At 35.9% G+C, this 26,958-nt stretch carries 25 protein-coding genes and 4 tRNA genes; 13 read left to right on the forward strand and 16 right to left on the reverse strand.

Annotated elements, in window-relative coordinates; genetic code table 11:
• Positions 1–2 precede the first annotated feature (2 nt).
• The 5 genes from PFY10_05025 to recQ all read right to left on the reverse strand — a co-directional run bounded on the left by PFY10_05025 (position 3) and on the right by recQ (position 6,287).
• Positions 3–860, reverse strand: a complete 858-nt coding sequence (locus PFY10_05025; protein ID WBV57807.1) for a DUF4476 domain-containing protein — start codon at positions 858–860, stop codon at positions 3–5.
• 108 nt (positions 861–968) lie between these two features.
• Positions 969–2,372 carry a dihydrolipoyl dehydrogenase gene (gene lpdA / locus PFY10_05030; GenBank protein ID WBV57808.1) on the reverse strand — a complete coding sequence of 468 codons (1,404 nt, stop codon included), beginning with the start codon at positions 2,370–2,372 and terminating at the stop codon, positions 969–971.
• 128 nt (positions 2,373–2,500) lie between these two features.
• Positions 2,501–2,899, reverse strand: coding sequence for a cupin domain-containing protein (locus tag PFY10_05035; GenBank protein ID WBV57809.1), 399 nt, complete (start codon positions 2,897–2,899; stop codon positions 2,501–2,503).
• Between the two features lie 48 nt (positions 2,900–2,947).
• Positions 2,948–4,033 carry a glycosyltransferase gene (locus PFY10_05040; protein WBV57810.1) on the reverse strand — a complete coding sequence of 362 codons (1,086 nt, stop codon included), beginning with the start codon at positions 4,031–4,033 and terminating at the stop codon, positions 2,948–2,950.
• 49 nt (positions 4,034–4,082) lie between these two features.
• Entirely contained in the window at positions 4,083–6,287 is a 2,205-nt protein-coding gene (gene recQ, locus PFY10_05045; protein ID WBV57811.1) for a DNA helicase RecQ, read from the reverse strand.
• Between the two features lie 161 nt (positions 6,288–6,448).
• On the opposite strand from recQ, the gene PFY10_05050 reads away from it, so the two are divergent.
• From PFY10_05050 to PFY10_05070, 5 genes are all read left to right on the forward strand, one after another.
• On the forward strand, positions 6,449–7,408 hold the full coding sequence (locus PFY10_05050; protein ID WBV57812.1) for a KpsF/GutQ family sugar-phosphate isomerase: 960 nt from the start codon (positions 6,449–6,451) through the stop codon (positions 7,406–7,408).
• Positions 7,409–7,522: 114 nt separating this feature from the next.
• Entirely contained in the window at positions 7,523–8,218 is a 696-nt protein-coding gene (locus PFY10_05055) for a type 1 glutamine amidotransferase domain-containing protein (protein WBV57813.1), read from the forward strand.
• A gap of 175 nt (positions 8,219–8,393) precedes the next feature.
• The gene (gene tatC, locus PFY10_05060) at positions 8,394–9,221 is read left to right on the forward strand and encodes a twin-arginine translocase subunit TatC (GenBank protein ID WBV57814.1); all 828 of its coding nucleotides are present in this window, start codon (positions 8,394–8,396) and stop codon (positions 9,219–9,221) included.
• 276 nt (positions 9,222–9,497) lie between these two features.
• A complete protein-coding gene (locus PFY10_05065) occupies positions 9,498–11,129 on the forward strand; it encodes a M1 family metallopeptidase (protein WBV57815.1) in 1,632 nt (543 codons plus the stop codon).
• 111 nt (positions 11,130–11,240) lie between these two features.
• Entirely contained in the window at positions 11,241–13,097 is a 1,857-nt protein-coding gene (locus tag PFY10_05070; protein ID WBV57816.1) for a peptidase M61, read from the forward strand.
• Between the two features lie 62 nt (positions 13,098–13,159).
• On the opposite strand, the gene PFY10_05075 is transcribed toward PFY10_05070, so the two are convergent.
• The 3 genes from PFY10_05075 to pepE all read right to left on the reverse strand — a co-directional run bounded on the left by PFY10_05075 (position 13,160) and on the right by pepE (position 16,506).
• On the reverse strand, positions 13,160–14,329 hold the full coding sequence (locus tag PFY10_05075; protein ID WBV57817.1) for a HAMP domain-containing sensor histidine kinase: 1,170 nt from the start codon (positions 14,327–14,329) through the stop codon (positions 13,160–13,162).
• 7 nt (positions 14,330–14,336) lie between these two features.
• On the reverse strand, positions 14,337–15,710 hold the full coding sequence (gene dacB, locus PFY10_05080) for a D-alanyl-D-alanine carboxypeptidase/D-alanyl-D-alanine-endopeptidase (GenBank protein WBV57818.1): 1,374 nt from the start codon (positions 15,708–15,710) through the stop codon (positions 14,337–14,339).
• Between the two features lie 100 nt (positions 15,711–15,810).
• Positions 15,811–16,506 carry a dipeptidase PepE gene (gene pepE, locus PFY10_05085; protein WBV57819.1) on the reverse strand — a complete coding sequence of 232 codons (696 nt, stop codon included), beginning with the start codon at positions 16,504–16,506 and terminating at the stop codon, positions 15,811–15,813.
• Between the two features lie 192 nt (positions 16,507–16,698).
• On the opposite strand from pepE, the gene PFY10_05090 reads away from it, so the two are divergent.
• Positions 16,699–17,250: a hypothetical protein gene (locus PFY10_05090; GenBank protein ID WBV57820.1), complete on the forward strand. Its 552-nt coding sequence runs from the start codon at positions 16,699–16,701 to the stop codon at positions 17,248–17,250.
• Positions 17,251–17,293: 43 nt separating this feature from the next.
• Here PFY10_05090 and PFY10_05095 read toward each other — a convergent pair whose 3' ends face one another.
• A complete protein-coding gene (locus PFY10_05095; GenBank protein WBV57821.1) occupies positions 17,294–17,782 on the reverse strand; it encodes a YdeI/OmpD-associated family protein in 489 nt (162 codons plus the stop codon).
• 206 nt (positions 17,783–17,988) lie between these two features.
• Here PFY10_05095 and fsa point away from each other — a divergent pair, with 206 nt between their 5' ends.
• Positions 17,989–18,642 (forward strand): fructose-6-phosphate aldolase, encoded by a 654-nt coding sequence (gene fsa / locus PFY10_05100; GenBank protein ID WBV57822.1) that lies wholly within the window; start codon positions 17,989–17,991, stop codon positions 18,640–18,642.
• A gap of 53 nt (positions 18,643–18,695) precedes the next feature.
• Here fsa and PFY10_05105 read toward each other — a convergent pair whose 3' ends face one another.
• The 3 genes from PFY10_05105 to PFY10_05115 form a co-directional block, all read right to left on the reverse strand.
• Positions 18,696–19,583, reverse strand: coding sequence for a GLPGLI family protein (locus PFY10_05105; GenBank protein ID WBV57823.1), 888 nt, complete (start codon positions 19,581–19,583; stop codon positions 18,696–18,698).
• Positions 19,584–19,644: 61 nt separating this feature from the next.
• Positions 19,645–21,492, reverse strand: a complete 1,848-nt coding sequence (locus tag PFY10_05110) for a hypothetical protein (GenBank protein ID WBV57824.1) — start codon at positions 21,490–21,492, stop codon at positions 19,645–19,647.
• A 1-nt stretch (position 21,493) separates the two neighbouring features.
• Positions 21,494–21,859, reverse strand: a complete 366-nt coding sequence (locus PFY10_05115; GenBank protein ID WBV57825.1) for a BlaI/MecI/CopY family transcriptional regulator — start codon at positions 21,857–21,859, stop codon at positions 21,494–21,496.
• A gap of 331 nt (positions 21,860–22,190) precedes the next feature.
• On the opposite strand from PFY10_05115, the gene PFY10_05120 reads away from it, so the two are divergent.
• The 5 genes from PFY10_05120 to PFY10_05140 all read left to right on the forward strand — a co-directional run bounded on the left by PFY10_05120 (position 22,191) and on the right by PFY10_05140 (position 25,703).
• Entirely contained in the window at positions 22,191–22,772 is a 582-nt protein-coding gene (locus PFY10_05120) for a hypothetical protein (GenBank protein ID WBV57826.1), read from the forward strand.
• Positions 22,773–22,922: 150 nt separating this feature from the next.
• Positions 22,923–23,501 (forward strand): Crp/Fnr family transcriptional regulator, encoded by a 579-nt coding sequence (locus PFY10_05125; protein ID WBV57827.1) that lies wholly within the window; start codon positions 22,923–22,925, stop codon positions 23,499–23,501.
• A gap of 236 nt (positions 23,502–23,737) precedes the next feature.
• Complete coding sequence (locus tag PFY10_05130; protein ID WBV57828.1) at positions 23,738–24,160, forward strand: hypothetical protein; 423 nt, start codon at positions 23,738–23,740, stop codon at positions 24,158–24,160.
• Between the two features lie 18 nt (positions 24,161–24,178).
• A complete protein-coding gene (locus PFY10_05135; GenBank protein ID WBV57829.1) occupies positions 24,179–24,790 on the forward strand; it encodes a VOC family protein in 612 nt (203 codons plus the stop codon).
• A 64-nt stretch (positions 24,791–24,854) separates the two neighbouring features.
• Positions 24,855–25,703, forward strand: a complete 849-nt coding sequence (locus PFY10_05140) for an SDR family NAD(P)-dependent oxidoreductase (protein ID WBV57830.1) — start codon at positions 24,855–24,857, stop codon at positions 25,701–25,703.
• Between the two features lie 78 nt (positions 25,704–25,781).
• Here the strand turns inward: PFY10_05140 and PFY10_05145 are convergent.
• From PFY10_05145 to PFY10_05160, 4 genes are all read right to left on the reverse strand, one after another.
• Positions 25,782–25,854, reverse strand: a tRNA-Met gene (locus tag PFY10_05145).
• Between the two features lie 38 nt (positions 25,855–25,892).
• A tRNA-Met gene (locus tag PFY10_05150) sits at positions 25,893–25,965 on the reverse strand.
• A gap of 38 nt (positions 25,966–26,003) precedes the next feature.
• A tRNA-Met gene (locus tag PFY10_05155) sits at positions 26,004–26,076 on the reverse strand.
• 39 nt (positions 26,077–26,115) lie between these two features.
• A tRNA-Met gene (locus PFY10_05160) sits at positions 26,116–26,188 on the reverse strand.
• Positions 26,189–26,289: 101 nt separating this feature from the next.
• Here PFY10_05160 and PFY10_05165 point away from each other — a divergent pair.
• Positions 26,290–26,901, forward strand: coding sequence for an L-threonylcarbamoyladenylate synthase (locus PFY10_05165; GenBank protein ID WBV57831.1), 612 nt, complete (start codon positions 26,290–26,292; stop codon positions 26,899–26,901).
• Positions 26,902–26,958 lie beyond the last annotated feature (57 nt).

The following is a 26,958-nucleotide window of genomic DNA, read 5'->3' on the forward strand; positions in this document are numbered from 1 at the left end:
TATTATGAGTTTGCTATATATTCCATTAATTCCCGCTTACTGCTTTCGAAATCAAAAGCATCATACACCATGAAATACCTGTTCTTATCTGCACATTTTCGGTACATAGATTTCGCCAGGGTCAATTTATTCTTATCAAAACTCAACGACTTTACAAGATCCCTTATCTGCTGTGAAGTAAAAAAAGAAGTACGCATCTGCTGATTAATCAATGCTATTTTACCGTCATCAAATTTCTCATTATTCTGAAGCATTTCAAAAAATTGGCTGAATGTGCGGGCATCCATAGTATTGCCTGGTTGATTCCAGTTTCCGGATTGATTACCATAAGGGTTATTCCATATATCATTCCAGTCGTTGAAGCCATAAGATCCGTCCTGAACCGGGTAAGAATCCAATAAATATAAACCTTCATTGGTAAAAAAATCGAGTACCAATCTGTTGTTATTCCTTAACATCAGAGTCGATCTGTAAATTAAAAATCCATTATCATAAATTGATATGGGCATTCTCCCGGATTGCAAATCAAAGAAACGGTATTTTCCGGAATTATTTGAAATGGATTGATCACCAAGTTCAACAGTGAAATATCCCAGTTCAGGAATCCTCAGAAAAACTTCTGCATATCCATAATTTTGGTTCCAATGATAATTGGGATTTTTAAAACCATTATTTTGATTACCGTTTCGAAAGCCTGAATTGCTTTTAGTAGTATTATTTTGTTGATTTCCTTTGGCCGCTGAAGATTTCATTTCAGTCACGGAAGCTTCATTTTTTAACAGTTCTCCTGCTTTTCCAGCTTCCTGAGCAAAAGAATAAATTCCGGTAAACATCGCTAAACCAATAAATATATTTTTCATTATTTTACTTTTATATCAGCATCTCTATTTTTATGCCAAAAAAAGAGAAACCAAGTTTTGGTTTCTCTTTTTATATCAATTTTGAAATTTTTAATCTTTGAGTAAATACTACATATGAATTGGTCTCTTACCTGTAGCATCCAATGCCGCTTCCTTAACAGCTTCAGCATACGTTGGGTGAGCGTGAGAACTTCTTGCAATATCTTCTGCACTTGCACGGAATTCCATAGCAATTACACCTTCAGCAATTAAATCTGCGGCTCTTGCTCCGATGATATGCATTCCTAAAACCTCATCTGTCTTCTCATCAGCAATGATTTTTAACAATCCGTCAATATCACCACTTGCACGGCTTCTTCCTAATGCTCTCATTGGGAATGAACCTACTTTAATAGCAACACCTTCTTCTTTTAATTGCTCTTCAGTTTTACCAACTCCGGCAACTTCAGGCCATGTATATACTACACCAGGAATAAGATTGTAGTTAATGTGTGGCTTTTGACCTGCTAAAGTTTCAGCAACAAATACGCCTTCTTCTTCAGCTTTATGTGCTAACATAGCCCCTTTAACCACATCTCCGATCGCATAGATATTGGCAACATTGGTCTGTAAATGATCATTTACCTTTACTCTGCCTCTTTCATCAAGCTCTACTCCAGCCTTCTCAAGACCTAAACCATCTGTATAAGGCTTTCTACCCACAGAAACCAAACAATAGTCTCCTTCAACAGTAATTTCCTCTCCTTTTTTATCTTTAGCTGTAATTTTTACAGAGTCTCCATTTCTCTCAACAGCAGAAACAGCTGTAGAAAGCATGAATTTCATTCCCTGCTTCTTAAGAACTTTCAGTAATTCTTTACTTAATGCTCCATCCATTCCAGGAATGATCTTATCCATAAATTCAACAACAGTAACCTGAGATCCTAATCTTAAATATACTGAACCTAGCTCAAGACCGATTACCCCACCTCCGATAACTACCAAATGCTTAGGAATTTCTTTAAGATTCAAAGCTTCAGTAGAAGTAATTACTCTTTCCTTGTCAAGCGTAATAAAAGGCAATGAAGATGGCTTGGAACCTGTTGCAATGATTGTATATTTGGAATCGATAGTTTCTGAAGAACCATCTTTCTTGCTGATTTTAATCTGAGTAGCTGATTCAAAACTTCCAACACCTTCAAAAACAGTAATTTTGTTTTTGCTCATCAGATAGTTGATCCCATCTGTATTTTGCTTTACCACTTCATTTTTACGCTCGATAATTCTTGCAATATCTACTTGAGGATCATTGATAATGATTCCGTGACCTGCAAAATTATGTTTTGCGTTTTCGAAATGCTCGGAACTATCTAAAAGTGCTTTAGAAGGAATACATCCAACGTTAAGACAAGTTCCGCCTAAAGTTGAATATTTTTCAATAATTGCTGTTTTGAAGCCTAATTGCGCAGCACGAATTGCAGCAACATAACCACCAGGACCAGAACCTATTACGGTAACATCGAATTGACTCATGTTATTTTATGAATTTGTTTATTATTATCTATCTTAAGTCTTACAAATTTAATGATAAATTACCAAGCACCAAAGTGAGTTTTATCAATTTTAGAATTGATAACAGGACATCCTATCTTTCACAGGAGTTATTTCAATAGTTTGATATTTTCTTCATTTCCTTCTTTTAAATAAATTGCTGAAAAAATGAGTGGTTTTTCAGCTGATGCATTATCAAAATGAAGAATTTTAACGTTTTTTGGTTCATAAAAAGCATCCCCCTCATGGAGTATTATTTTTTGCTGTCCTTCTATCTGAAAAACAGCATCTCCTGATTTTATTATTCCCAATACCGGACAAGGATGCAGATGCTCCGGTGCCGCTATGCCTGCAGCTATTGTGACCTCCTGAATTTCCGCAGTTTTAACTTTCTGATCAAGACCTGTTTTTAGCAACTCTTTTCTGGAAAGCTGGGTGTTCTGAGCCATAAGAGCTACAGAATTCACCATCAAAATAGCTATTGCAAACGATTTAATTATTTTCTCCATGATTACCTTTGGTTTAATAATTAGTAATTAACCTATTAACAATTTTTATTATGAATTACGAACTACATCCAACAGAAGTTTTTCGTATTTATCGAGAATAATATTCTTGGAGAACCTTGATTTAATAGAACTTTTAATGGCTTCTTTATCATAGGTCTGATGCAAGATACTCATGATCTTTTGGGAAAAATCTTCATGATTATTGATATCCGAAATCTCACCGTTTACCTGATGTTGGATGATTTCATTAATACCTCCGGGACAGTTGTTGGCAAGAGCATAAGTTCCACAAGCACCGGCTTCCAATAATACATTAGGAAATCCCTCATATCTTGAAGAAAGAATGAAAAGGTCCGCGTATTTTAAGTATTGATAGGGATTCTCCTGTCTTCCATGGAAAAATACATGTTTTAATCCCAGAAAATCTTTCATCTGATGCAGGATTTCTTTGTCTTTTCCATCCCCCAGAATATGGAGCAGAATATTTTCATTTTTTAATCGGGAAAAAACTTTCAGCAAGTTATCGAATCCTTTTCTTGAAGATAAATTTCCAATGGCCACAACATTTTTGTAATTGTACGCAAAGCATTCCGGCTTTTGGGAAACGGCAAGTTTCTGATTGATAAAATCAAAATCCACCGGATTATTGATCTTCACAATCTTATCCGATTTTATATTGAAGTTCTTCATCAGATCCCTCATCATGTCATCACTTTGTGCGATGATCCGTTGATAGTTATTATAAAAATTATAAAAGAATTTAATTTCTTTCCGCGTCACATGCTCACTTACCACATTTGTTTCTCTGGCAATGAACTTCGTCCTTGGAAAAAGCTTTATAAACAATGATAAATAAGCATTTACCTCACCAAATCCTGAAAATACAATATCAGGTTTCCTTTTATAGATCTCCGATAAAATAGGCTTTAATGAATGTCTGATTCTTTCTGTATTGATATCAATAATTTCAACATCTTTTTCAAGAAAGCTAAGATAACCTCCTTGTTTCCGTAAAAGCAAAATCTTAGGTTCAAAATGATCCCGTGAAAGATGATTTGCAATTGTGGTAATAATTCTTTCTGCACCTCCGGTTTCCAAATCCGGCAGAATAAAAATAACAGAAATCTTTTTCATCATTGTAAAAGAACCTTACCCATGATCGGATAAGGTTCATATTTTTAATTTAATTAGCTACGTCACTAATGAATTTTATCCTTAACATTCTGACCTCTTCATCAGAAAGCTCATCTCCGAATTCATCCAGCAACACTTTCATGCTATCGCTTTCAGAATCATTCATGAATTCCATGAAGCCATCTACAATATCTTCATCGAAATTATCTTCAATATAGTAATCAATATTCAGCTTCGTTCCCTGGTATACAATACTTTCCATTTCTTTCAACAATTCATTCATTGTTAAATTTTTGGCTCTTGCAATATCCTCAAGATCAATCTTCTTATCGGTACTCTGAATAATAAATACTTTGTGGCTCGATTTATTCGCTACCTGCTTCAGTACCATATCCTGAGTACGTTCAATATTATGGTCTTCAACATAGGTTTTTATGTAGTCGGCAAATTCCTTTCCATACTTTTTGGCTTTTCCTTCCCCTACTCCATAAATCTTGGCAATTTCTTCCACTGTGATCGGATACTGAACCGTCATGTCTTCCAAACTAGGATCCATAAATACCGTATAAGGAGGAATTCCGTATTTTTTAGCTACTTTTTTCCTCAGTTCCTTTAAAAGACCAAATAAATTCTGGTCCAGTCCTCCTCCGGATTGCATCTGCACCTGATCACTTTCCGCTTTTGACTGTGTAAGGTCAAATTCGCGGTCTTCTGCTATCATAAACACGTGATCTAAATTATGGTCCAGAACCTGTAGGCCTTTATCCGTAATCTTTAAAACACCGTACGTTTCAATATCTTTTTGTAGAAAATTCTGAACAGTAGCCTGTCTTAAGATCGTTTTCCAATAGTTATCTTTCTGATCTTTCCCGAAACCGAAATATGAACTTTGCTCAAGCTTATACGATTTGGTTACAGCACTTTCTTTGCCCGAGATCACTGAGATAAGATCTTTGGATTTAAACTTTTCTCCAGTTTCCCTGATCAGTTCCAGAACTTTCTTCAGATCTTTTGTAGCATCCTTTAATTTTGGAGGATTTGATGCATTATCACACATTTTAGCTCCTTCTCCATTAACAGGATCAAAAGCTTCACCGAAGTAATACAAAATATACTGTCTCCGGCTCATAGATGTTTCAGCATAACCTACCACTTCATTTAAAAGCTGTAATCCGATTTCCCTTTCTGAAACCGGCTTTTGAGCAAGGAACTTTTCAAGCTTTTCGATATCTTTCGGATCATAAAAGGCTAAGCAGTGTCCTTCTCCACCGTCTCTTCCTGCGCGTCCCGTTTCCTGGTAGTAACTCTCTAATGACTTCGGAAAATCGTAATGGATTACAAACCGCACATCCGGTTTATCAATTCCCATCCCAAAAGCAATGGTTGCAACAATAACATCAGCATCCTCCATGAGGAATTTATCCTGATTAGCCACTCTTACCTTCTGGTCAAGACCGGCGTGATATGGTAATGCATTGATTCCATTCACTTGTAAAAGCTGCGCAAATTCCTCTACTTTCCTCCTGCTTAAACAATATATAATTCCTGATTTTCCCTTATGCTGATTTATAAATTTTACGATTTCGAGATCTACATTGACTTTCGGGCGTACTTCGTAGTATAAATTAGCACGGTTGAAGCTTTCCTTAAATACCAATGCATTCGTCATTCCCAATGTTTTCTGGATATCATCCTGAACCTTAGGAGTTGCCGTGGCTGTAAGTGCAATAACGGGAACGTCGGCAATTTTATCGATAATCAATTTCAGATTTCTGTATTCCGGTCTGAAATCGTGTCCCCACTCTGAAATACAGTGAGCCTCGTCAATAGCAAAGAATGAAATTTTAACTTCCTTAAGGAAATCCAGATAATCTTCTTTAATTAATGATTCAGGAGCAACATAAAGTAATTTTGTCTTCCCGCTTTTAATATCATCAAAGACCTGCTTGGTTTGCGTTTTATTTAATGATGAATTTAAAACATGTGCTACTCCATCATCAGATGAAAGACCATTTACGGCATCTACCTGATTCTTCATTAATGCGATTAAGGGAGAAACTACAATCGCCGTCCCTTCAGAAATGAGTGCCGGAAGTTGGTAACATAATGACTTACCTCCCCCTGTCGGCATCAAAACAAATATATCCTTCCCTTGTAACAGATTTTCTATAATTTGTTCTTGTTGACCTTTAAAAGTAGAAAACCCGAAATACTTTTTCAATTCGCCTGATAAATTGGCTTTTTTTGCGCTCATCTAATTTTCTATTGCTAAATTTGCATCTAATCCAAAGTTATAAAATTTTTGCTTATAATAAAAGCGAACGAATTTATAAAAAATAAAATTTATATTAAATATTCTTTTTAAAGTATAAATTTATATCGGGAGAATTTTGTATACAAATTGTAAAGGTAAAAATGGAAAGAGCAAATATCATTTCAATAGCAAAAACAACATTAGAAATAGAGATTTCAGAACTTGAAAAATTAAAAAGCAGAATAGACAATGAATTTGTAAAAGCAGTAGAGGTTATTCATTCAGCAAAAGGAAAATTAATTGTTGTTGGAATAGGAAAATCTGCTCATGTGGGAAATAAAATTGTTGCCACGCTCAATTCCACAGGAACTCCTTCCCAGTTCCTTCACGCTTCGGAAGCCATTCATGGGGATCTTGGAGTTATCCAGAAACAGGATGTGGTTTTATGCATTTCCAATTCCGGAAATTCACCTGAAATTGCCAATCTTGTTCCATTCTTAAAAGATTATTCTTCAGCATTAATAGGAATGACAGGAAACAGAAAAAGCAAACTGGCAGAATTTTCTGAAATCATTTTAGATACCCATGTGGACCTTGAGGCCTGTCCCAATAAACTAGCTCCGACGAGTTCTACTACCATACAGATGGCACTGGGAGATGCCTTGGCAATCTGCCTGATGGAACTCAACGACTTTAAAGAAAACGATTTCGCAAAATTCCACCCCGGAGGAAGCTTAGGAAAAAACTTAACCGCAAGGGTTGAACAGTTCCTTTCATCACAAAAACCACAGGTAAGCGAAAATGCACCTGTACGGGATGTAATTATCTCAATCAGCGCATCGAGTCATGGAATTACTGTGGTTACAAAAGAAGATGAAATCATCGGTGTGATTACGGATGGTGACCTGAGAAGGATGCTGTTAAAAGATGAAGACCTATCTAAGGTTCTGGCCAAAGATATCATGTCTGCCCATCCTAAAACCATTGAAAAAAATGTTCTCGCAAAAGATGCGATGAAAGTTTTAAAAGAAAACAATATCGGCCAGCTTATTGTAACCGAAAATGGTAAATACTTTGGAATTATAGACCTTCACAAATTGTTGGACGAAGGAATTATCTAAAAAATAACATCTTATAAAAATAAAGTTCCGGCTTGCTTCGCAAGCCGGAACTTTATTTTTACCCTTGCCAATTTTTTTAAAATCCATATATTGTAAGAACAAATACAAAAAAACATGAAGAAAAAAGCATTAATCGTAGTCACAAGTGTGGAAAAATACCCTGAAATGGATCGTGCAACCGGTTTATGGCTAGGTGAGGCAGTTCATTTTTATGAAAAATTATCCCAAAAAGGATATGAAATCGATTTTGTAAGCCCCCGAGGTGGTTACACTCCTCTTGATCCTGTTTCGCTCCAAATGTTTGTACAACCGGTGGACTGGAAATATTATGCAGATCAATCCTTCAGGGAAAAGTTGGCAAATACTTTAGAGCCTAAGGATATTCATGCAGAAGATTATGAAGTTATTTACTATTCCGGAGGACATGGTGTTGTATGGGATTTTCCTGACAATAAGGAGTTACAGGATATTTCAAGAAAGATCTATGAAAACGGAGGAATTGTTTCTTCTGTTTGTCATGGTGCTGTAGGTTTATTTAACATCCGGCTTTCAGATGGTGAATTACTGATTAAGGGGAAAACACTTACCGGTTTTTCAAATTCGGAGGAGGTAGCAGCTGAGTTAGCTGACCATATGCCTTATCTGACAGAAGATGTTTTAAAAAGCAAAGGTGCCAACTATGTAAAAGCCGATAAAGATTTTATTTCTTTCGCCGTTGCTGACGGAAGACTCGTTACAGGCCAAAATCCTCAATCAGGAGGAGCGGTTGGTGAAAAAGTGCTGGAAATATTGGAAAAACAAGAAAAGTAGAAATCTCAAAACTGATCCCGGTAATTTTTTACCGGGATCAGTGATTATATAAAAAGGACAGCAAAATCATAATCAATAATTACAATTACTCATTATAATTTCATAGTTTTGCATGCTTATATATTATAAAGTTTTTACTTTGTAAGACCTTAATATTCTAGATAGATTCTATATAATGGAAGAAAAAAAGGAAATGTCCTTTCTTGGGCACATTGGAGAATTAAGAGGGCATCTGATTCGCTCAATTATTGCTATTATTATTGCCGCTTTTATCATTGGCTTTAATATCAATTGGATTATGGACCATATTTTTTTCGGTCCTACCAGAAATGACTTTCCCACTTTTAAAATTGTTAATCACTTTTCGAGGATGATCCTCGGAGAAGACAGCATACATCTTCCAAAAGAATTTCCTGTTCGTGTACAAAGGCTTTATCAGCAGTTCAATGTCATGATGGCGGTTTCTATTTTTGGGGGGATTGTTCTGGCATTTCCCTATATAGTCTGGGAGCTATGGCGTTTCGTCAGTCCTGCATTACATCCGAAAGAAAGAAAAAATTCGATCTTCATTATCAATGCGGTGTGGATATTGTTTATGTCAGGGGTTTTATCAGGGTACTTTCTGATTCTTCCTTTTGCCGTCAACTTTGGGGTGATTTTCAAAATTTCCGATATTATCGTTCCTCTTTATGATCTGAGCGATTATACCACGTTATTCTTACAGGTTGTATTAGGTATGGGAGTGGTTTTTCTATTTCCTATCCTTATTTATTTCCTTACGACGATCGGAATTCTCAGCCCGAAATTCATGAAAACATATCGAAGACATGCTATTGTGCTCATCATGGTTGTAGCAGCTATTATTACTCCTGCTGATGTTTTAAGTATGATTATGGCAGCCCTGCCATTATTGTTGTTGTATGAATTCAGTATTGTCATGTGTTCTTATACCTATAAAAAGGTTCAGAAACGTGAAGGAAACCTGCCTGTCGTTCAGAAGTAGTGTCAGCAAAAAACGAAGACCGAAAGCGTCTTCTTACCATATTCCCGCAGATTAATCTGCGGGATTTTTTTATGGATATAACCACTCGATTTATTTTTTTTCAGGAGCTTAATCCTGCTTTCCGTTACAATCTTTTTTACAAAAAGGATTTTCACTTCAATCAGGGCTATTGTTTTGCCCGTTGTCACCAATATTAGTTTTAAGAACTATTTTATGCTTTCACAATTTATCTTCAATTAATTTTCTATTTTTGATAGATTAATAATTTGATATCAGATGAAAAAACTTTCATATTCACTTTTACTTGCATCAGGACTTGCTTTTGGACAATTCTTCGAAAAACCGGAAACATTTACAAAGCAGGACACTTTAAAAGGTTCTAACACCAAATTCCGAAACTTTTGGGATGTAAAAAGATATGATCTTTCCGTAGAACCGGATTTTGATCAGAAAAGCATTAAAGGAACCAACAAGATCAGTTTTGAAATCATCAAAGATGTCACCAACCCTACTTTCCAGATCGATCTTCAAAAACCTATGAAAGCCGATAAAGTGGAGGCCAGCTTTCCGATTGCCGACACCAAACAGGATGGGGATTTCATTTTCATCACCACAAATAAAAACTTCAAAAAAGGCGAAAAATACACCATTGATATCACCTATTCCGGAAATCCTGTGATTGCAAAAAAAGCACCCTGGGATGGCGGCTGGGTTTTTACCAAGGATGAAAAAGGAAATCCTTGGATGAGCGTCGCTGATGAAGGCATAGGGGTTTCTATATGGCTTCCTACAAAGGATATATGGAGTGACGAGCCGGATAATGGCATTACTATGAAAATCATTGCTCCCAAAGGTCTTGTTGGGGTTGGAAACGGACGTTTAATCGATAAAAAAGCGGACGGAGATAAAACCATATATACTTGGGAAGTTAAAAACCCGATCAACGGCTATTCCATTATTCCTAATATTGGAAAATACGTCAATTTTAAAGATACTTTTAACGGGGAAAAAGGGAAATTGGATCTGGATTATTGGGTATTGGATTATAATCTAGAAAAAGCAAAAAAGCAATTCCAGCAGGTAAAACCAATGCTATCCGCTTTTGAGTACTGGTTTGGTCCGTATCCTTTTTATGAGGATTCTTATAAACTCGTGGACTCTCCGTATCTGGGGATGGAACATCAGAGTAGCGTAGCTTATGGTAATCAATATATGAACGGATATCTGGGACGGGATCTGTCCGGTACGGGAGTGGGATTGAAATGGGATTTTATCATTATCCATGAAAGCGGACATGAATGGTTTGCCAATAATATTACCGCAAAAGATCAGGCTGACATGTGGATCCATGAAAGTTTTACCAATTATTCGGAAGTTCTTTTTACAGAAAAATACCTGGATAAAAAATCAGCAGATATATATGCTATCGGAATACGCAATATCATAAGCAATGACATCCCGATTATCGGTAAATACGGAGTTCGAAATGAAGGAAGCGGTGACATGTACCCTAAAGGTGCCAGCATGATCCACACAATCAGACAGGTTATCAACAATGATGATAAGTTCAGACAGATCTTAAGAGGTCTTAATAAGGAATTCTACCACCAGACGGTAACTACTCAGCAAATTGAAAACTACATCAATTCGAAATCAGGCATTGACTTTTCCAGTGTATTCAACCAGTACTTGAGAACTATTAAAGTTCCGACACTGGAATACTCTCAAAAAGGAGAAGCATTGAAGTTCAGATACACCAATGTTGTTAAGAACTTCAAGCTTCCTATCAGAATTGACGGAGAGCAAACTATAAATCCAACGGAGGAATGGCAAACGGTAAAATTGAAAAAAGGTACTCCTGTTGAGTTTAATAAAAATTATTACGTGAATTATAAGAAGGTACAATAAGCTGAAATGCAGAAGGGCTTTTGCCATTTTAAGAAAAGTTTAATACCACAATGGAATCTTATTTGTAACAAAATCATTTTTAGAACAACTACTTAATATAAATTCTAATCAATGAAAAAAATAGCACTAAGCTTAGGTATATTAGCCACTGTTTTGGCCAATGCCCAGTCTATTAAAACCAATATTGACCTGGTGAATGTAAAAGACGATAAGGTGGCGGTAACAATGGAATTTCCTAAAATGAAATCCGGCAATGTAAAATTCCATTTTCCTAAAACAGTTCCCGGAACTTATTCCGTGGATGATTACGGAAGATTTATAGAAGGTATCAAATTCTTCGATAACAAAGGAAGAGAGCTGGCCTACACGAAAGTGGATGACAATTCCTATGCACTTAAAAATGCTCAGTTTTTATCAAAGGTAACTTATCTGGTCAATGACAGTTTTGATGATGAATTGAATACTGAAAAACACAAAGCGGTATTTTCTCCGTCTGGAACTGATATTGAAGCTGGAAAAGTATTTTTAATCAATACCCATGGGTTTATAGGATATATAGATGATATGCAGGATGTTCCTTACCAGTTGGTCATTCAGAAGCCCGCTGATTTCTATGGAACCACTGCCCTCGTAGATCAGGATAAATCAGAAGCTACAGACACTTTTACGTTGGCTAACTATGCAAAAGTGACAGATTCTCCGTTAATGTACACCAAACCGGACTATATTACTTTTAATGCAGGCGGTATGGATCTGGTTTTAGGCGTTTATTCTCCGACAGGAAAGTATAAAGCAGCTGACTTTAAAACCAACCTTGAAAAAATGGTCGTTGCCCAAAAGAAATTCCTGGGTGATATGAATACCAATAAAAAGTATGCGATCATGCTTTACCTTTCAGGTGGAGAAGGACCCCAGATTAAAGGTTTCGGGGCATTGGAACACCATGAGTCTACAAGTGTTGTATTACCGGAGGCCATGCCTAAAGAAGCTATCGATCAAACCATTACCGATGTTGTTTCACACGAATTCTTCCATACGGTAAACCCACTGAAAACTCACTCTGAAGAAATTCATTACTTCAATTATGCAGATCCTAAAATGTCTCAACATCTATGGATGTATGAGGGAGGAACAGAGTATTTCGCAAATTTATTCCAAATCCAGGAAGGATTGATCAACAAGGATGAATTCCTGAAGAGAATAGGTGAAAAAATCACCAATTCTAAGAACTATGACGACACAATGCCGTTTACCGTAATGAGTAAAAATGTTCTTGTAGAGCCTTACAAGGATCAGTACAGAAATGTTTACGAAAAGGGAGCCTTACTGGCGATGTGTATGGATATTGAGCTTAGAAAGTTATCCAACGGTGAGATGGGGTATCGTGATATGATCAGAAAATTATCACAGAGATTTGGTGAAAACAAACCGTTTAAGGACGACAAACTGATCGATGAACTGGTAACTGTTACCGGCTACCCGCAAGTTAAAGATTTTTACAACAAATATATTGCAGGAAATCAGCCAACACCTTATGCTGACTATTTAAACCAGGTAGGTGTGGAAATAACAAAACAGGAAACTCCACCAATCTTCTGGTTTATTAAAGACCCAAACCAAACAGGATTTAACGAGAAAAACAATACTTTCATTTTTGATGAAAACTCTCCTTTATCTCCTTTTGCGAAGAGCATTGGTTTTAAAATTACGGATGAGATCTATGCAATAGACGGAAAAACTATTGATGTGAAAAATATACAGGCATTTATCAATTATACCAAAACCATCAAAGAAGGACAACCCGTGACAGTAACAGTTCTTAGAAAAAATGGAGATAAGACTGATAAAATAGAGCTGAAAGGAAAAGCAATCCTTGATAAGCTAACCATGGAAACGCTTAAATACAAAGCCAATCCTACACCGGCAGAACAAAAACTGCAGGATCAGTGGTTAACAGGAAAGAAATAATAAACAATACTTAATGAAAAAGCGGGGAACAATCCCCGCTTTTTTTATTTTTACAGACTTTCTTATCCTTTCTTAATTGTTATCCTAAAAGTAGTCCCCTTGCCCAATTCTGTCTGTGAAATCTTTATGTCACCGTTATGGTATTCCTGCACTACCCTTTTTGCAAGCGACAATCCTAATCCCCAACCCCGCTTCTTTGTTGAATAGCCCGGTTTAAACGCATTCCTTGCCTGCTGCTTTGTCATCCCGCTACCCGTATCTTTCACTTCTACCAGGATATTTTTATTTCTTTCAAATACGGACATTTGCAAAGATCCTTCCCCTTTCATAGCATCTACGGCATTTTTCACCAGATTTTCAATAACCCAGCTCATCAGGATCTTATTATGCGGAACCAGAATAGTATATGTCGGTAGCTGCAGGGTAAAACTTATCTTACTTGAAATCCTGGATTTTAAATATTCATAATTCTCCTGAATCATCTGATTAAAATTCATATCATTAAGCTCCGGCACAGATCCGATTTTTGAAAATCGTTCAGAAATGGTTCTCAGCCTCTCAATATCCTTTTCTATCTCTTCGATTCCTTCAGAATCAGGATTTTCCAGTTTCATAATCTCCATCCATCCGATCATGGATGAAAGCGGAGTTCCGATCTGGTGTGCGGTTTCCTTTGCCAGACCTGCCCATACATATCCTTCATCCGTTTTTTTAATCGTCCTCAGAAACCAGAATGAAAATAACAGGTAGGATAGGATAAATAGCCCTAAGAAATAAGGATAGTACCGCAAATTGTTAAGCAATGAAGAGTTATCATAAAATACAAACTGCTTATCACCGTTTGCCACTTCAATCTCAAATGGAGCATAATTATTTTCCATTTTTGAGATTAGCTTTTTTAGTTCTCCGGGATTTTCAAGAATTTCTTTGGCAATATTTCTTGAACTCCCTTCAAATATAAAAGGTTCTTTATTTTCATTCGTCAAAATTGATGGAATCTGATCATTCTCCGTTAATATCGCAAACAACAGCTCCTGGGTCTCAGAACTTTTCTGCTTATTGTCCTGAAGAATCTTTATCGCAGTAGCGAAAACCTTAATTCTTTCAGCCTCTTTTTCCCTTAAATTTTTAATGAGAATATTAGATGAAACAATCAAAGCAATAACAATCACGGTAAGTAACGTAAATACAAACCAGTTATTGATTCTCGATAAAAACGGACGATTCTTCATACCTTTTTTATTTTAAAATATTCAGAATTTTCTGTAATTCCGTATTTCCGCTTCCCTGATAATTATTGATGATAATGGAGAATACATATTTTTTTCCATCCTTTGCCGTTTGATATCCCGCAAAAGATTTTGTATCCCTCATAGTTCCGCTTTTCATTTTCATCCCGTTTTCCTGCGTTGGGAATCCGTCATAATAGGCATCAAACCATGGTTGCTTTTTAGCATACAAAAGAGCCTGTACCTCCGCTTTTGCCGATACATAGTTCTGAGGAGAAAGCCCGCTTCCGTCTGCAAAATTGATCATATTCGGATTAATCCCATTGGATTTCCAGAACTCTTTAAGATAGGCAACTCCGCTTTTAAAGCTTGAATTTCCCTTTTTCTCTTTCCCCAGCGTCTTAATAAGAGTTTCTCCATACAGATTAATACTCTTTCTTAGAAACCAGTATATAATCTTATCTAACGTCGGTGATTGATACGTAAGAAATATATTTTTCTTAGGAACTTCAAATATCTGTTTCCCCTCAATTTCGAGTTGGGAATTCGTAATAACCTTCCCTGAAAAGCTAATTCCGGCTTCCTTAAGCCACTGTTTTACTTCTACTCCCAATTGTAAAGGAGGATTTGGAGTTGATCCTGAAACAGTAACCGTTTTACCGGCAGGTAAAGTTCCGTTAATCAATGCCACATCCGAGTGTGGTGCCGTGAAAATAAGGCTCTGATCCGAACTCCCACCGGCTTTCAGGTCATTTAACCATTGAACTCCTTCCAGTGGATAGGAAAAGCTTTTAAAAGTAGTGCCGTTGATGTTGATATCAAACTGGTTCTCTCTCCAGTTGATCCCCCAAACTCCGGCGCCGTAATAATTCCCCAGATCGTCCCAGGGCCAGCCCCCGGGAATCGTCTGATGGTCAAAATATGAATCATCGATCACCAGGTCTCCATTAACCTTTGCAATTCCCTGCGTTTTGATTGCTTCGATAAGCTTTTTCTTAAAATTTTCAGGTTTGTATGCTTCGTATCTCCAGCTTCCCAGAGTAGGATCACCATTAGAGCTGATCAACAGGTTTCCGTTAAGAACATCTTTTGAAATCGTACCCGAATAACCGGCTGTTGTTTTAAAAGTATAATTTTTCCCTAAGGTTTCCAATGCTGCCCCAGCCGTAAATATTTTCTGCGTGGAAGCAGTCGAAAGTCCTTTATTTCCCTGATAATCGTAAATCAAACGCCCGTTTTCATCGGTTACATAAAACGATAAACTGGATGCTACTCCTCCTGAAGAATTCATAAGATCCTTTGTAGCATCGTCTAATTTTTGAGCGATATCCTGAGCAAAAACTATTTGTGTAGATAATATAAGAACACCAAGTGTTTTTTTCATTGCATCATTGTTATGGTGATTGATTATTTCGCAACTTATGTTGACTATATCATTGCTGAATAGTCCATTCTTTATTCAAATATAAAAAAAGATAGTGGGATCAGATTAATGAGCTTCCTGCCTCAATTTCATAGGGTGCCTTTCCCTTCTCAAAAATCCTTGTCAGTTCGCTTCCTTCAACCGTTATATTTCCACCAATTCTCCTGATCCAGTTTCCTTCACGCAACCCGATTACCTTTAAGTCATTTTGGGTTAGAAATTCAAGAATTCTGGTTTCCCGGGTTTCGCCGTTATGTTTTAATTCCGGATTTGGATCCAGATAGTGAGGGTTCAGATTAAAAGGGACTAAGCCCATACAATCAAAACTTGGAGGATAAACGATAGGCATATCATTCGTTGTTTTCATATTTTGTCCTCCGATATTGCTTCCCGCGCTGCATCCTAAATAAGGCTTACCTTGTTCTATATTATTCTTTAAAACCGACATCAGATTTTCCTCATGTAAAGTTTTAACCAATAAAAATGTATTTCCACCTCCTGTAAAATATCCTTTCGCATTATATAAAGCAGCGGCTTTATCGTCAAATTCATGAAGGCCTTTTACTTTAATACCTATTGTTTCAAAAAAAGAACGGGCTTTTGCCGTATAATCGTCATGGGATATCCCTCCAGGCCTTGCATAAGGAACAAAGATGATTTCATCAACACCCTTATATAATTGTATTAATTCTTCTCTTAAATATTCCAGGTATTCGCCACCGAAAATGGTTGATGTCGAAGCTAATATGATATTCATACAATGAAATTATTGTGGTTATAAAACTAGTTGAAGTACAAAGATAACTGAAACCACAACGAATCAAAAATTAAGCTAAAAAAAATAGCTGTATCCGTTAATATTTTCTAAAAAAACTTAAAGCCTCTAAAATTTAGCCATTTATGGAATTATTATTGAATTTCAAAATGTAGAATTATAAAATATAAGATTATGAAAATCGTTAAAATTAATATCAAAAATCTATTTTTAGGTTTATTATTTGTAGGAGGAATGAGTTTGGTTAATGCACAGGTAGATAGTACCAAAACAACAGCCAATACAGCTGCAACAACTCAAGCTGGAGACACCAGTATTGAGGGTCTTAAAAAACAAATTGAAGCCAATCCAAAGGATACAGAATCGTTAGCTAAATTAGCTGCAGCTTACCAGGATGCTTCAGATTGGACCAATGCAGTGGCAACCTGGAAAAAGATATCTATTTTATTACCCGATTGGGCTCCGGCATATTACAGCCAGGCTTACGCATATCAGGCTGCTAAAGATGATGCCAATGCTAAAATTGCTTATGAAAAGTATATAGCAACTGTAAAACCTGAGGAAGTAGAGCAAAACAAGAAAAACCTTGCGTATGCTTATTTCTATCTGGCCTTTTCAGAACAGCAAAGCGACCGTAATAAAGCAAAAGAACATATAGCTAAGTCGTTACAGTATGACCCTACCAATCAAGATGCTTTAAAACTTAGCAAAACCTTAAATTCATAAAAAATAAAATCCGGAAAATTTCCGGATTTTTTATTTCTGTATTTTATTTGATCATTTTACCGAAGAAATCGGTTTCTCCTTTCAGATGTCTTATAATTTTATCAATGTTTCTTTCAATGCTTGCCTCGGTTTTAAGGTTATTGATATAACGGACCAATTCCAGCTTTCTTGAAGGAATTAAACTTTCAAAATTACGCAGGGTAACAGGATCTTCCCTGATCGCCTGGTCAAGTTTAGGATGAATAACAATACTCCTGTCCGAGCTATCATATTCTATTGAAACTTCTATTATCTCACCAATTCTTTTGGGAGAATTCTTTAACATGACAAGATTTATATACAATCTCCATTCTCCGAGATACTTCATTAAATTCTGCTTATATTCCACACCATTCACTGTTCCTTTCACAGGAATAGGGCTCTTATCTCTTCCTGAAACTTCAAAAATTGTTTTTAATATTTCTTCAGGAATGAAAACAAAAGGATTAATTCCTATAATTTCAAGCCGTGCTGTAAACAGATTATTTTCCATATATGACAAATTTAGAAAATAGTTTAATAGGATAAAATAGTAGACAATCAATAGATATCCGACAGACTATTTATGTTTTCCAACCTCCAACCTCTAACCTCTAACCTTTAATATCTACCTTCCAGTCTCAAACCAACAAAACAGCAACTAAGTTTTCCACTCGCAAAGTATTCCTTATCTTTGCAGGAATAAATCTATGTAACAAAATGAAATTTTTTATTGACACTGCTAATTTAGAGCAAATTAAGGAAGCTAAAGATCTTGGAATTTTAGATGGTGTAACCACTAACCCTTCATTAATGGCTAAAGAAGGTATCCAGGGAGCTGAAGCAATCAAGAACCACTACAAAACGATCTGTGAAATTGTAGATGGTGATATTTCTGCAGAAGTACTTTCTACAACATATGAGGAAATGATCAAAGAAGGAGATGAATTGGCAGCAATCCATCCAAACATTGTGGTAAAAATTCCGATGATTAAAGATGGTATTAAAGCATTAAAATATTTTTCGGACAAAGGGATCAAGACGAACTGTACATTGATTTTCTCTCCGGGACAGGCTCTTTTAGCAGCAAAAGCAGGAGCAACTTATGTTTCTCCATTCCTGGGAAGACTAGATGATATTTCTACGGACGGGCTTAACCTTATCCAGGAGATTCGTTTGATTTTTGACAACTATATGTACGAAACTGAGATTTTAGCAGCATCTATCCGTCATTCTATGCACATTATTGATTGTGCTAAAATCGGTGCTGATGTGATCACTTCGCCACTGGCTCCGATCTTAAGCCTGTTAAAGCACCCGCTTACAGACAGTGGATTAGCTCAGTTTATTGCAGATTCTCAGAAATTGGCTTAACAGCTTAACCATATTGCATAAAAAATCCCGAATTCATTTCGGGATTTTTTATTTTATTTATAAAGATCAGGCTCTATTTTATTATTGTTATTTTTCATTTCTTCTCTCGCCCTTTTCTCTATATTCCTGTACATTTCATTCATATCAATGTCTTTCCCATCCTTATTTTTCATTCTTACGACAGCTCCGGCCGGAAGTGTGCTCATTGTTTGCTTCATGTCCTTTGTGGGATCTGCCTGATAATCTTTCCAGGCTTTTTTAAACTGTTTTTTTGTTACTTCGATATCTTTGCCCCCCAAACCGATCATGGTTACTCCCGGCATTTGTATGTCTTCTTCCTGGCTTATGTTTGTCTTTTTATTTCCAATCAAAGTCATTATATGCGAACCTGTTTTGTCTTCAAGCTTCACAATTAAACCAGGTAATCCATAGAATTTATAAGGTCCGTCCTGAAAAGGGATATCGGTACTAAACCAGGCAGTCCATTCTCTGCCTCCATAGGTTGTTGTTGCCTTTTGGGTGTTATACTCTCCTATTTTTTGTTTTTCAGAAAGAATCTTCCATTCAGGTTTTTGATCTTCTGCTATTTTATAGATTGTGTTTCCTATTTTTTCTGAAAGTACAACCTTATAGTCGGGATATGTTTTGGTAACGCTTGTAGCAATCACACCCGGTTTCATATTTTTTTTGATATTAATACTTTCTCCAAAACCGCCTTTCATTTGTTTTGTGATATCCGCTTTTGTTGTAGAGTCGGAGACAAATTTTTCACGGCTGTAATATTTTGAGCCATTTTTATCAATATCCAGGAGCATTACATCACTTTTTATATCCGCTCTGTTGGTGGAATCCGAGATATACTTATAATCATAATAAAACCTATTTGCCTGGGCATGAGTAAGTATACTCAAAAGTAAAAAAAGTAAAATATTATTTTTCATAGGTTATTGAGACATAAAAAGCTTTGCCAATTCTGGATTGACAAAGCCAATTGGAACTTTATTATTTTGTCTGAATTCTTATCTCTCCTGAAGGATCTCCGTCTTTTGTGCGTTTATTCACATTCATACTTTTAATATCCTTTGGATTAATAGCATCAAATTCTTTTCTGGTGACCTCTACTCCGTTAATGTATAATTTCATGTTACCGTAATTATTAGCGGATCCGTTTACTCTTGGAACTGTAAAAGTATTCACATCTTTAAAATTAGAGTTCAGCCTCACTGTCACCGGATTATCCGAATCGCTAAAACTGGATGTATACACATAAACTCTTCTATTGTTGCCATCCAATGCTCTTCTTTCTGCATCCAGCTTCATTCTTTCTGCATCAAGTTTAGCTCTTTTTTCGTTAAGCCTGGCACGCTTTCTATCGAGTTTCGCTCGTTTCGCAGCCGTTTCCATAGCTCCTTTTGCATTCTCGGAAGCCTTGGCAAGTTCTGCTGCATCCCATTTCATATCCTTAATTTCACTGAACTTTAATGCTTTCATTCGAGGAGCTGTCGGAGGAACCGGAGGCGTTGGCATATCCTGGAAATCGAAATTAATTTCAGGTATTTCAGGAATCTCAACGTTCATATTCTTGAGCTCTTTCACTTTATTCTTCCATTCATCGGATTTGAAAAAGTCATTAATTCTTTTAATTTCATTTCCATTAATGGTATAAGCCATTCTGAAATCATCGGAACTTGTAATTTTTCCCATTTCAGCTGACAGATCATTAAGCTCATCTACATTCTTCTGGAACTCTTTACTTTCCGGCTTAAGGCTTTTCAGAGCCATACTTTTTTCCTGGATTTTCTTTCCAAGATCTTTTAATTTCTCTGTTTCTTTTTTTCTTAACAGCTTTTGTTGTGAATCATCAATTTTACCGATTTTGGCAGGAATGGTGTCTTTTGTAATGGAAGTTACATTTTGAACTTTGGCTTCAGGCTGTTCTTCCATTCTGGATACTGCTTCCCGGATCGCTATGTTGGTTTCTTTTATTTCTTTATTCTTCGCATTTACCATATAGGCAAAAGCCACTGTAAATAAAACCGGTAATGCAAAAATCCTTCGCGCATACCCGAATTTGGTTTTGGGTTTTTGTAACATTTTTAGACGTTTTTTTAGATTTGAACTTAAAAACGGACTGGTTGCAGGTAACTGTGTTCCGGAAAAGTGACTTGCTAAAAGCATCTGCGCAAATGCTTTTGTGTCCGATTGTTTGACGGCTTTTTTATCAGCCAGGTATTCATGGATAAGACCGAGTTCTTTTTTCATCATATAAAAGAACGGATTGAACCAGAAGACTGAGGTAATCACTTCGATAAAAATTTTATCAAAGGAATGCTTCTGTTCAATATGTACCATCTCATGCTTTAAGATCTGTTTCCCAATATCAGAATTCAACTGTATTGAATTCTTCCAGAATAGATTTTTAAAGTATGAAAACGGTGCTTCAGTAAGGTTTGTATGGTAAAAATTTATACCATCAAAACTCTCTTTTTGAAATTTCTTTTTAAGCTGTTGGATCCTGATGATCCCATAGATAAGCCTTCCTAAAAAATAGAAAGAAACCAGTCCCAAAGCTGAAAAAATAATTCTAAAATAAATGTGGTCATTGCTTATGTTTTTATGTGAATTAAAATTCTGTAATTTATTGAGCAACAAATACACCTCATTATTCACTTCTATAGTAAAATCATCAACCCTCATAAGAGGTAATAACAATGAAAGTAATATAGCCGATAACAGATAGAATCTGTTATAATGATGAAATGTCTTGTCCTTTAAAGACAACTGATAATACAAAAATGTTACACCACAACATACAATTACTTTCCCAAAGTATAGAAGTAGAGTTTCCATATCAGTTTTTCTTTTTGAGTTCGTTGAGCAGTATTTCAAGATCTTCTACCGTCATTTCATTTTTTTCTACCAAAAAAGAGACTGCACTTTTATAAGATCCTTTGAAATAATTTTTCACAAGACTTTTCATCGTCTTGCCCGAATACTGTTCCTTTGTGATCAGTGCAAAATATTCATGCTGTCTGCCATAAACATTATAATCAACAAATTCCTTATCCTTTAATACTTTTAGAATAGTTGAAACAGTATTTGTGTGAGGTTTGGGTTCAGGAAACAAATCAAGAATATCCTTGAGGAATCCTTTTTCAATTTTCCATAAATACTGCATTACCTGTTCTTCTGCTTTTGTTAAAGTCTGAATTATCATATCCTGTTCATTTATCTTGAATGATATATCATCGCTAAATTCTATATCACTATTTAATTAGTTATACAAATGTAGAAATAAATTACATTCAAACAACTATTTTTTTAGTGATAAACAGAATAAGCACATAACTAATTGATATTCAATATAATATTTTTTATTAAAATATGTTAAATTAGTAAGTAGTAATCAAATTCCACTGAATTATCAATAGAAAATTCTTTAATTACAATATAAATTCTTAAAACTTGTTAATTTTTATTAAATAAAATTAAAATGAATATGTTTAAACTGGGAAAATATATTTATTTTAGTGCTTTAAAAATTTCTCATGAAAAGATATAATTTACTGATTGTACTATTACTACTTATTTTTAACATTACTAATGCTCAAAAGAAAAGTTCGCCTGCTGCAGATTTCAGCGCTTTAAAGGAAGCAAAAACTAAAATTGAAAATACAGTTCCTACGGTTATCGGACATTTACAAGCGATCGCTACCAAAGAAGGAGACAATAATATTCTTACCAACGGAAAAGCAGCACTGGGAAAAGAATATGGTATTTTAGAATCTGAATGGTACTTATACAGAGGAAATATGAACAACTGCATTTTAAATAATTCTTCAAAGAAAGCTAAAAAGTGCATGGAATACCACACGCAATACCTGAGAAATACGCTTATCAACTATAAAAACTATATTACTTACCTCACAAAAAAGAATGGGTATCTTGGAGTAGAAGGTGATACTAAAATTGATTTTAATCCTAGTGAAATCACTACAAAATTAAATGACGCTTATTTTAATGGTGGTGATGCCTCCAACAGAATGAAAGGAAATCAAAAGAAAGAATTTCTGGGTCAGACAATGGCAGATGATCTTAAATTAAAACCTTATGCTGAGCTAGCACAATAATATAATCCCGCTTTATGCGGGATTTTTTTATTTACTACTTTTACTTAATTACATCCTTATAACAGATAAATAAAATCCCTGAATCACTCTATCTGTATTTCAGAATAAAGAAATATTTTATTCATTTAATTATTTTGTAATTTTGAATATATGTTTAATATCTTCAGTACATATCTTCAAAACAAAATAAGCCTCTCCCAGGATGAACTAAAGTTTATTGAGTCGCTGAGCATTATTAAAAAACTAAAAAAACACCAATTTCTTTTATCAGAAGGGGATATTTGTACTTTTAACTCATTTGTCTGCTCGGGTTTCTTACGAAAATATAGCATGGACGAAAAAGGTATAGAGCATACAGTTTATTTTGCCACAGAGAACTGGTGGATTTCTGACATGCAAAGTCTTATGGATGGAACTCCTTCAAAATACTATATCAGTGCTGTTGAAGATTCTGTTGTCTTATTAATTAGCAATTCCAACTTTGAAAAAATATGTACGGAAATACCTCTGTTTAAAGATATGGCCAATATGCTTTTACAAAGAAGTCTTAATGCCAGCCAAGAAAGGATAAACTCCACCTTAAGTGCTACTGCGGAGCAAAAATATATCCAATTTTTAAAAACTTTTCCTAAAGTAGCAAACCGAGTTCCACGTTATATGCTTGCATCTTATTTAGGGATCACTGCTGAAACATTGAGCCGAATTCGGAAAACCGTTTCCACTAAGTAATTTACTTTTATAATTCTTACATCATTTAGTCTCTTTTCTTCTTGATATTTGTCAAGACTTTTTGAATCAAATGTCAATATTTACTTCCTGATAACTTACCATCTTTGTATTCAAGATAAAGGCGTTACTTCAATAGTAATTGAATCATAAAATCCATTTCCATACAAGCATGGATTTATCAAACCAATGTCTTATAACTTTGATATACAATAACATATTAAGTAATTAAAAGTATTATGGAATTATACAGAGAAAATAAAGAAACGCAGCAAGTGCTTGACGGTTTCTTTGGAGCAACAGCAAAAAATTCCCCTTTAGAGGTTATCCAATACATGGATGAAAATGTAGATTTCTATATTGCAGAATCACCCCACATGCCATGGACAGGAATGAAGAAAGGAAAGAAAGCTGTATTAAAGGCTTTAGAACAGCTTATTGATGCACACGACACGACTAAAGATAATTTTGAAATGAATCATATTTTCATTGATGGAAGTGAAGCAGCCGTTTTCGGGAAAGCAGGAAGAACGGTTAAAGGAACAGGTAAGGCCTTTAAGGAAAACTTTTGTATGAAATTTACCATTCATGATGGACTGATCACAAAGTTTCTAATGCTTGAAGATTCTCACCTAATTGAAAAAGCGTTTATACAAAATTAAGACTTCAATTAATTCAAAATGAAAAATAATTTAATGGTAATCATCAAGGCTATGATATTTACAGCTTTGTTTTCTATGCCAAGCTTGCATATATCTGCACAGATACCTGGAGTTTTGGGCATGGATCATATAGGTTTTAACGTCCCCGATCTCAATGAATCGGTTACTTTTTTTACAGATGTATTGGGCTTTCATAAAGTTTATGAAGAAGGACACTTACCTCTTGATGAAGATGCAAAAAAAGCTTTTAATATACGCCAGTCTGCAGAAATCACGCATATTGCCATGCTGCAAACCGGAAATGGCAGCAACATCGAACTGTTTGAATATACATCTCCTGAAAGGAATATGAAAAGGCCTATGAACGACGATATCGGTTGGTATCATTTTGCTATTTACACCACAAATATGGATGAAAGCGTAGCATATCTTAAAGCAAAAAAAGTCCGTATCATAGGCACCCCTATAGAACATAAATCAGGGCCCAATGCAGGACTGACAGGCGTTTATTTTGAAACTCCCTGGGGATTACAAATCGAATTAGTTTCTTACCCAAACGGCCTGGCCTATGAAAAAACAAATCCTCAATACAAGTTGTGGTCACCTAAAACGACATCAATAAAAAAGTAAATATCATGAATTAATTACTTTCAGTTAATTAAAGACAACATAAGAAAATATCACAACAATCAAAATGACAAAGCCAATAATAGCAGTAGTAACAGGTGCCAGCAGAGGTGCCGGAAAAGGCATAGCGATAGCTCTTGGAAAAAAAGGAGCTGTAGTATATGTCACAGGTCGTAGTTTGCATAGCCAAAACAACCTTGGTACAATTACAGAAACAGCTCATGCTGTAAGTGAAGCAGGAGGACTTGGTATTCCTGTAGCTGTAGACCACACAGATGATAACGCAGTAGCCGGGCTCTTCCAAAATATAAAAAAAGAATATGGAAGACTTGATATTTTAGTCAATAATGCCGCTGATGTGAGTGATGCTATTACTAAAAAGATCCCCTTCTGGGAGAATTCTCTGGCTCCGGTTAATCTTCTTAATGTAGGTTTAAGATCACATTATGTGAGCAGCTATTATGCTGCTCCTCTGTTAATAGCAAATGGAAGAGGTCTGATAATAAATACAGGTCAATATGCAGCTGTAAGTTATTACAATGGTCCGGCTTATGGTGCTCAGAAAGCAGGAGCGGATAAAATGGCAGCAGATATGGCTAAAGAATTAAAAGCTTATAATGTGGCAGCTAATTCTATATGGATGGGTTTTTTAGATACAGAGCGCGCTCAGGCTTATATTGCTAATCTACCCGATGATGAAAAACCTACCATAAAGCGGGAATCTCCGGAATTTACAGGAAGAGTGATTGCAGCCCTCTATGAATATGATAAAATGATGGAGTTATCCGGGCAGGCACTTATAGGTGCTGAACTTGGGAAAGAGCTTGGAGTTACCGACATTGACGGCAATTATCCCGAATCATTCCGAGATACTTTGGGAAGTCCTCCTGAACTTCATAAGAGCTTAAAGGATTGACGATTACAAATATCGGTTTAAATGAGAAAATAGATCAAACAAAAAAGAGAATCACTTTGTGATTCTCTTTTGCTTTAGTAGCGGGAACCGGACTCGAACCGATGACCTTCGGGTTATGAGCCCGACGAGCTACCTACTGCTCCATCCCGCGGTATATTTTTAGAGTGTTTACCGAAAACACTTGCTTAGTAGCGGGAACCGGACTCGAACCGATGACCTTCGGGTTATGAGCCCGACGAGCTGCCTACTGCTCCATCCCGCGGTGTATTTTTAGAGTGCTTACCGAAAGCACTTGCTTAGTAGCGGGAACCGGACTCGAACCGATGACCTTCGGGTTATGAGCCCGACGAGCTACCTACTGCTCCATCCCGCGGTGTATTTTTTAGAGTGTTTACCGAAAACACTTGCTTAGTAGCGGGAACCGGACTCGAACCGATGACCTTCGGGTTATGAGCCCGACGAGCTACCTACTGCTCCATCCCGCGATATTGGATTGCAAATGTACGACTTTTTTTTAAAATTCCTAATTTTTCTTTTAAATAAAGGAGTTTTATAAAAACTATACATTTATTTGTATCTTTGTTTTATGGCAAAAATATTAAAAATTTACCCTGACAATCCTCAGGAAAATCTTATTAATGAGGTGGTTAAAACCTTGAATAATGGTGGATTAATTATTTATCCTTCTGATACTATTTATGCATTGGGTTGTAATATTTTTGACATCAAAGCCATGGAAAAACTGGCTCAGATCAAAAAAATGAAGCTGGAAAAAGCCCAGTTTTCAATTATTTGTAACGACCTCAGTCACCTTTCGGATTTTACAAGACCCATTGATACTTCCGTATTTCGATTTTTAAAAAGCCACCTTCCCGGACCTTTTACATTTATTCTGGATGCCAACAAAAGTGTTCCTCTGGCTTATAAAGGACATAAAACAATCGGTATCCGTGTTCCAGACCACTCCATTCCTCAGCTGATTGTTGAAAAATTGGGACATCCGATTGCTTCTACCTCTATCAGGGATGAAGATGAAGTGATCGAATACTCTACCGATCCGGAACTCATCGCTGAAAAATATGATCATCTGGTGGATATTGTTATAGATTCAGGATACGGAGACAATGTAGCTTCTACTATTGTAGATCTTACTTCCGGAGAACCTGAAGTAATCAGACAGGGAAAAGGGATTATATAAGTTCTCTAAATAGAAGTTAGAAATTAGAGGTTAGAGGTTAGAGGTTAGAGATTAGGA

It is taken from the genome of Chryseobacterium daecheongense, assembly GCA_027920525.1.
Lineage (GTDB): Bacteria > Bacteroidota > Bacteroidia > Flavobacteriales > Weeksellaceae > Chryseobacterium > Chryseobacterium proteolyticum.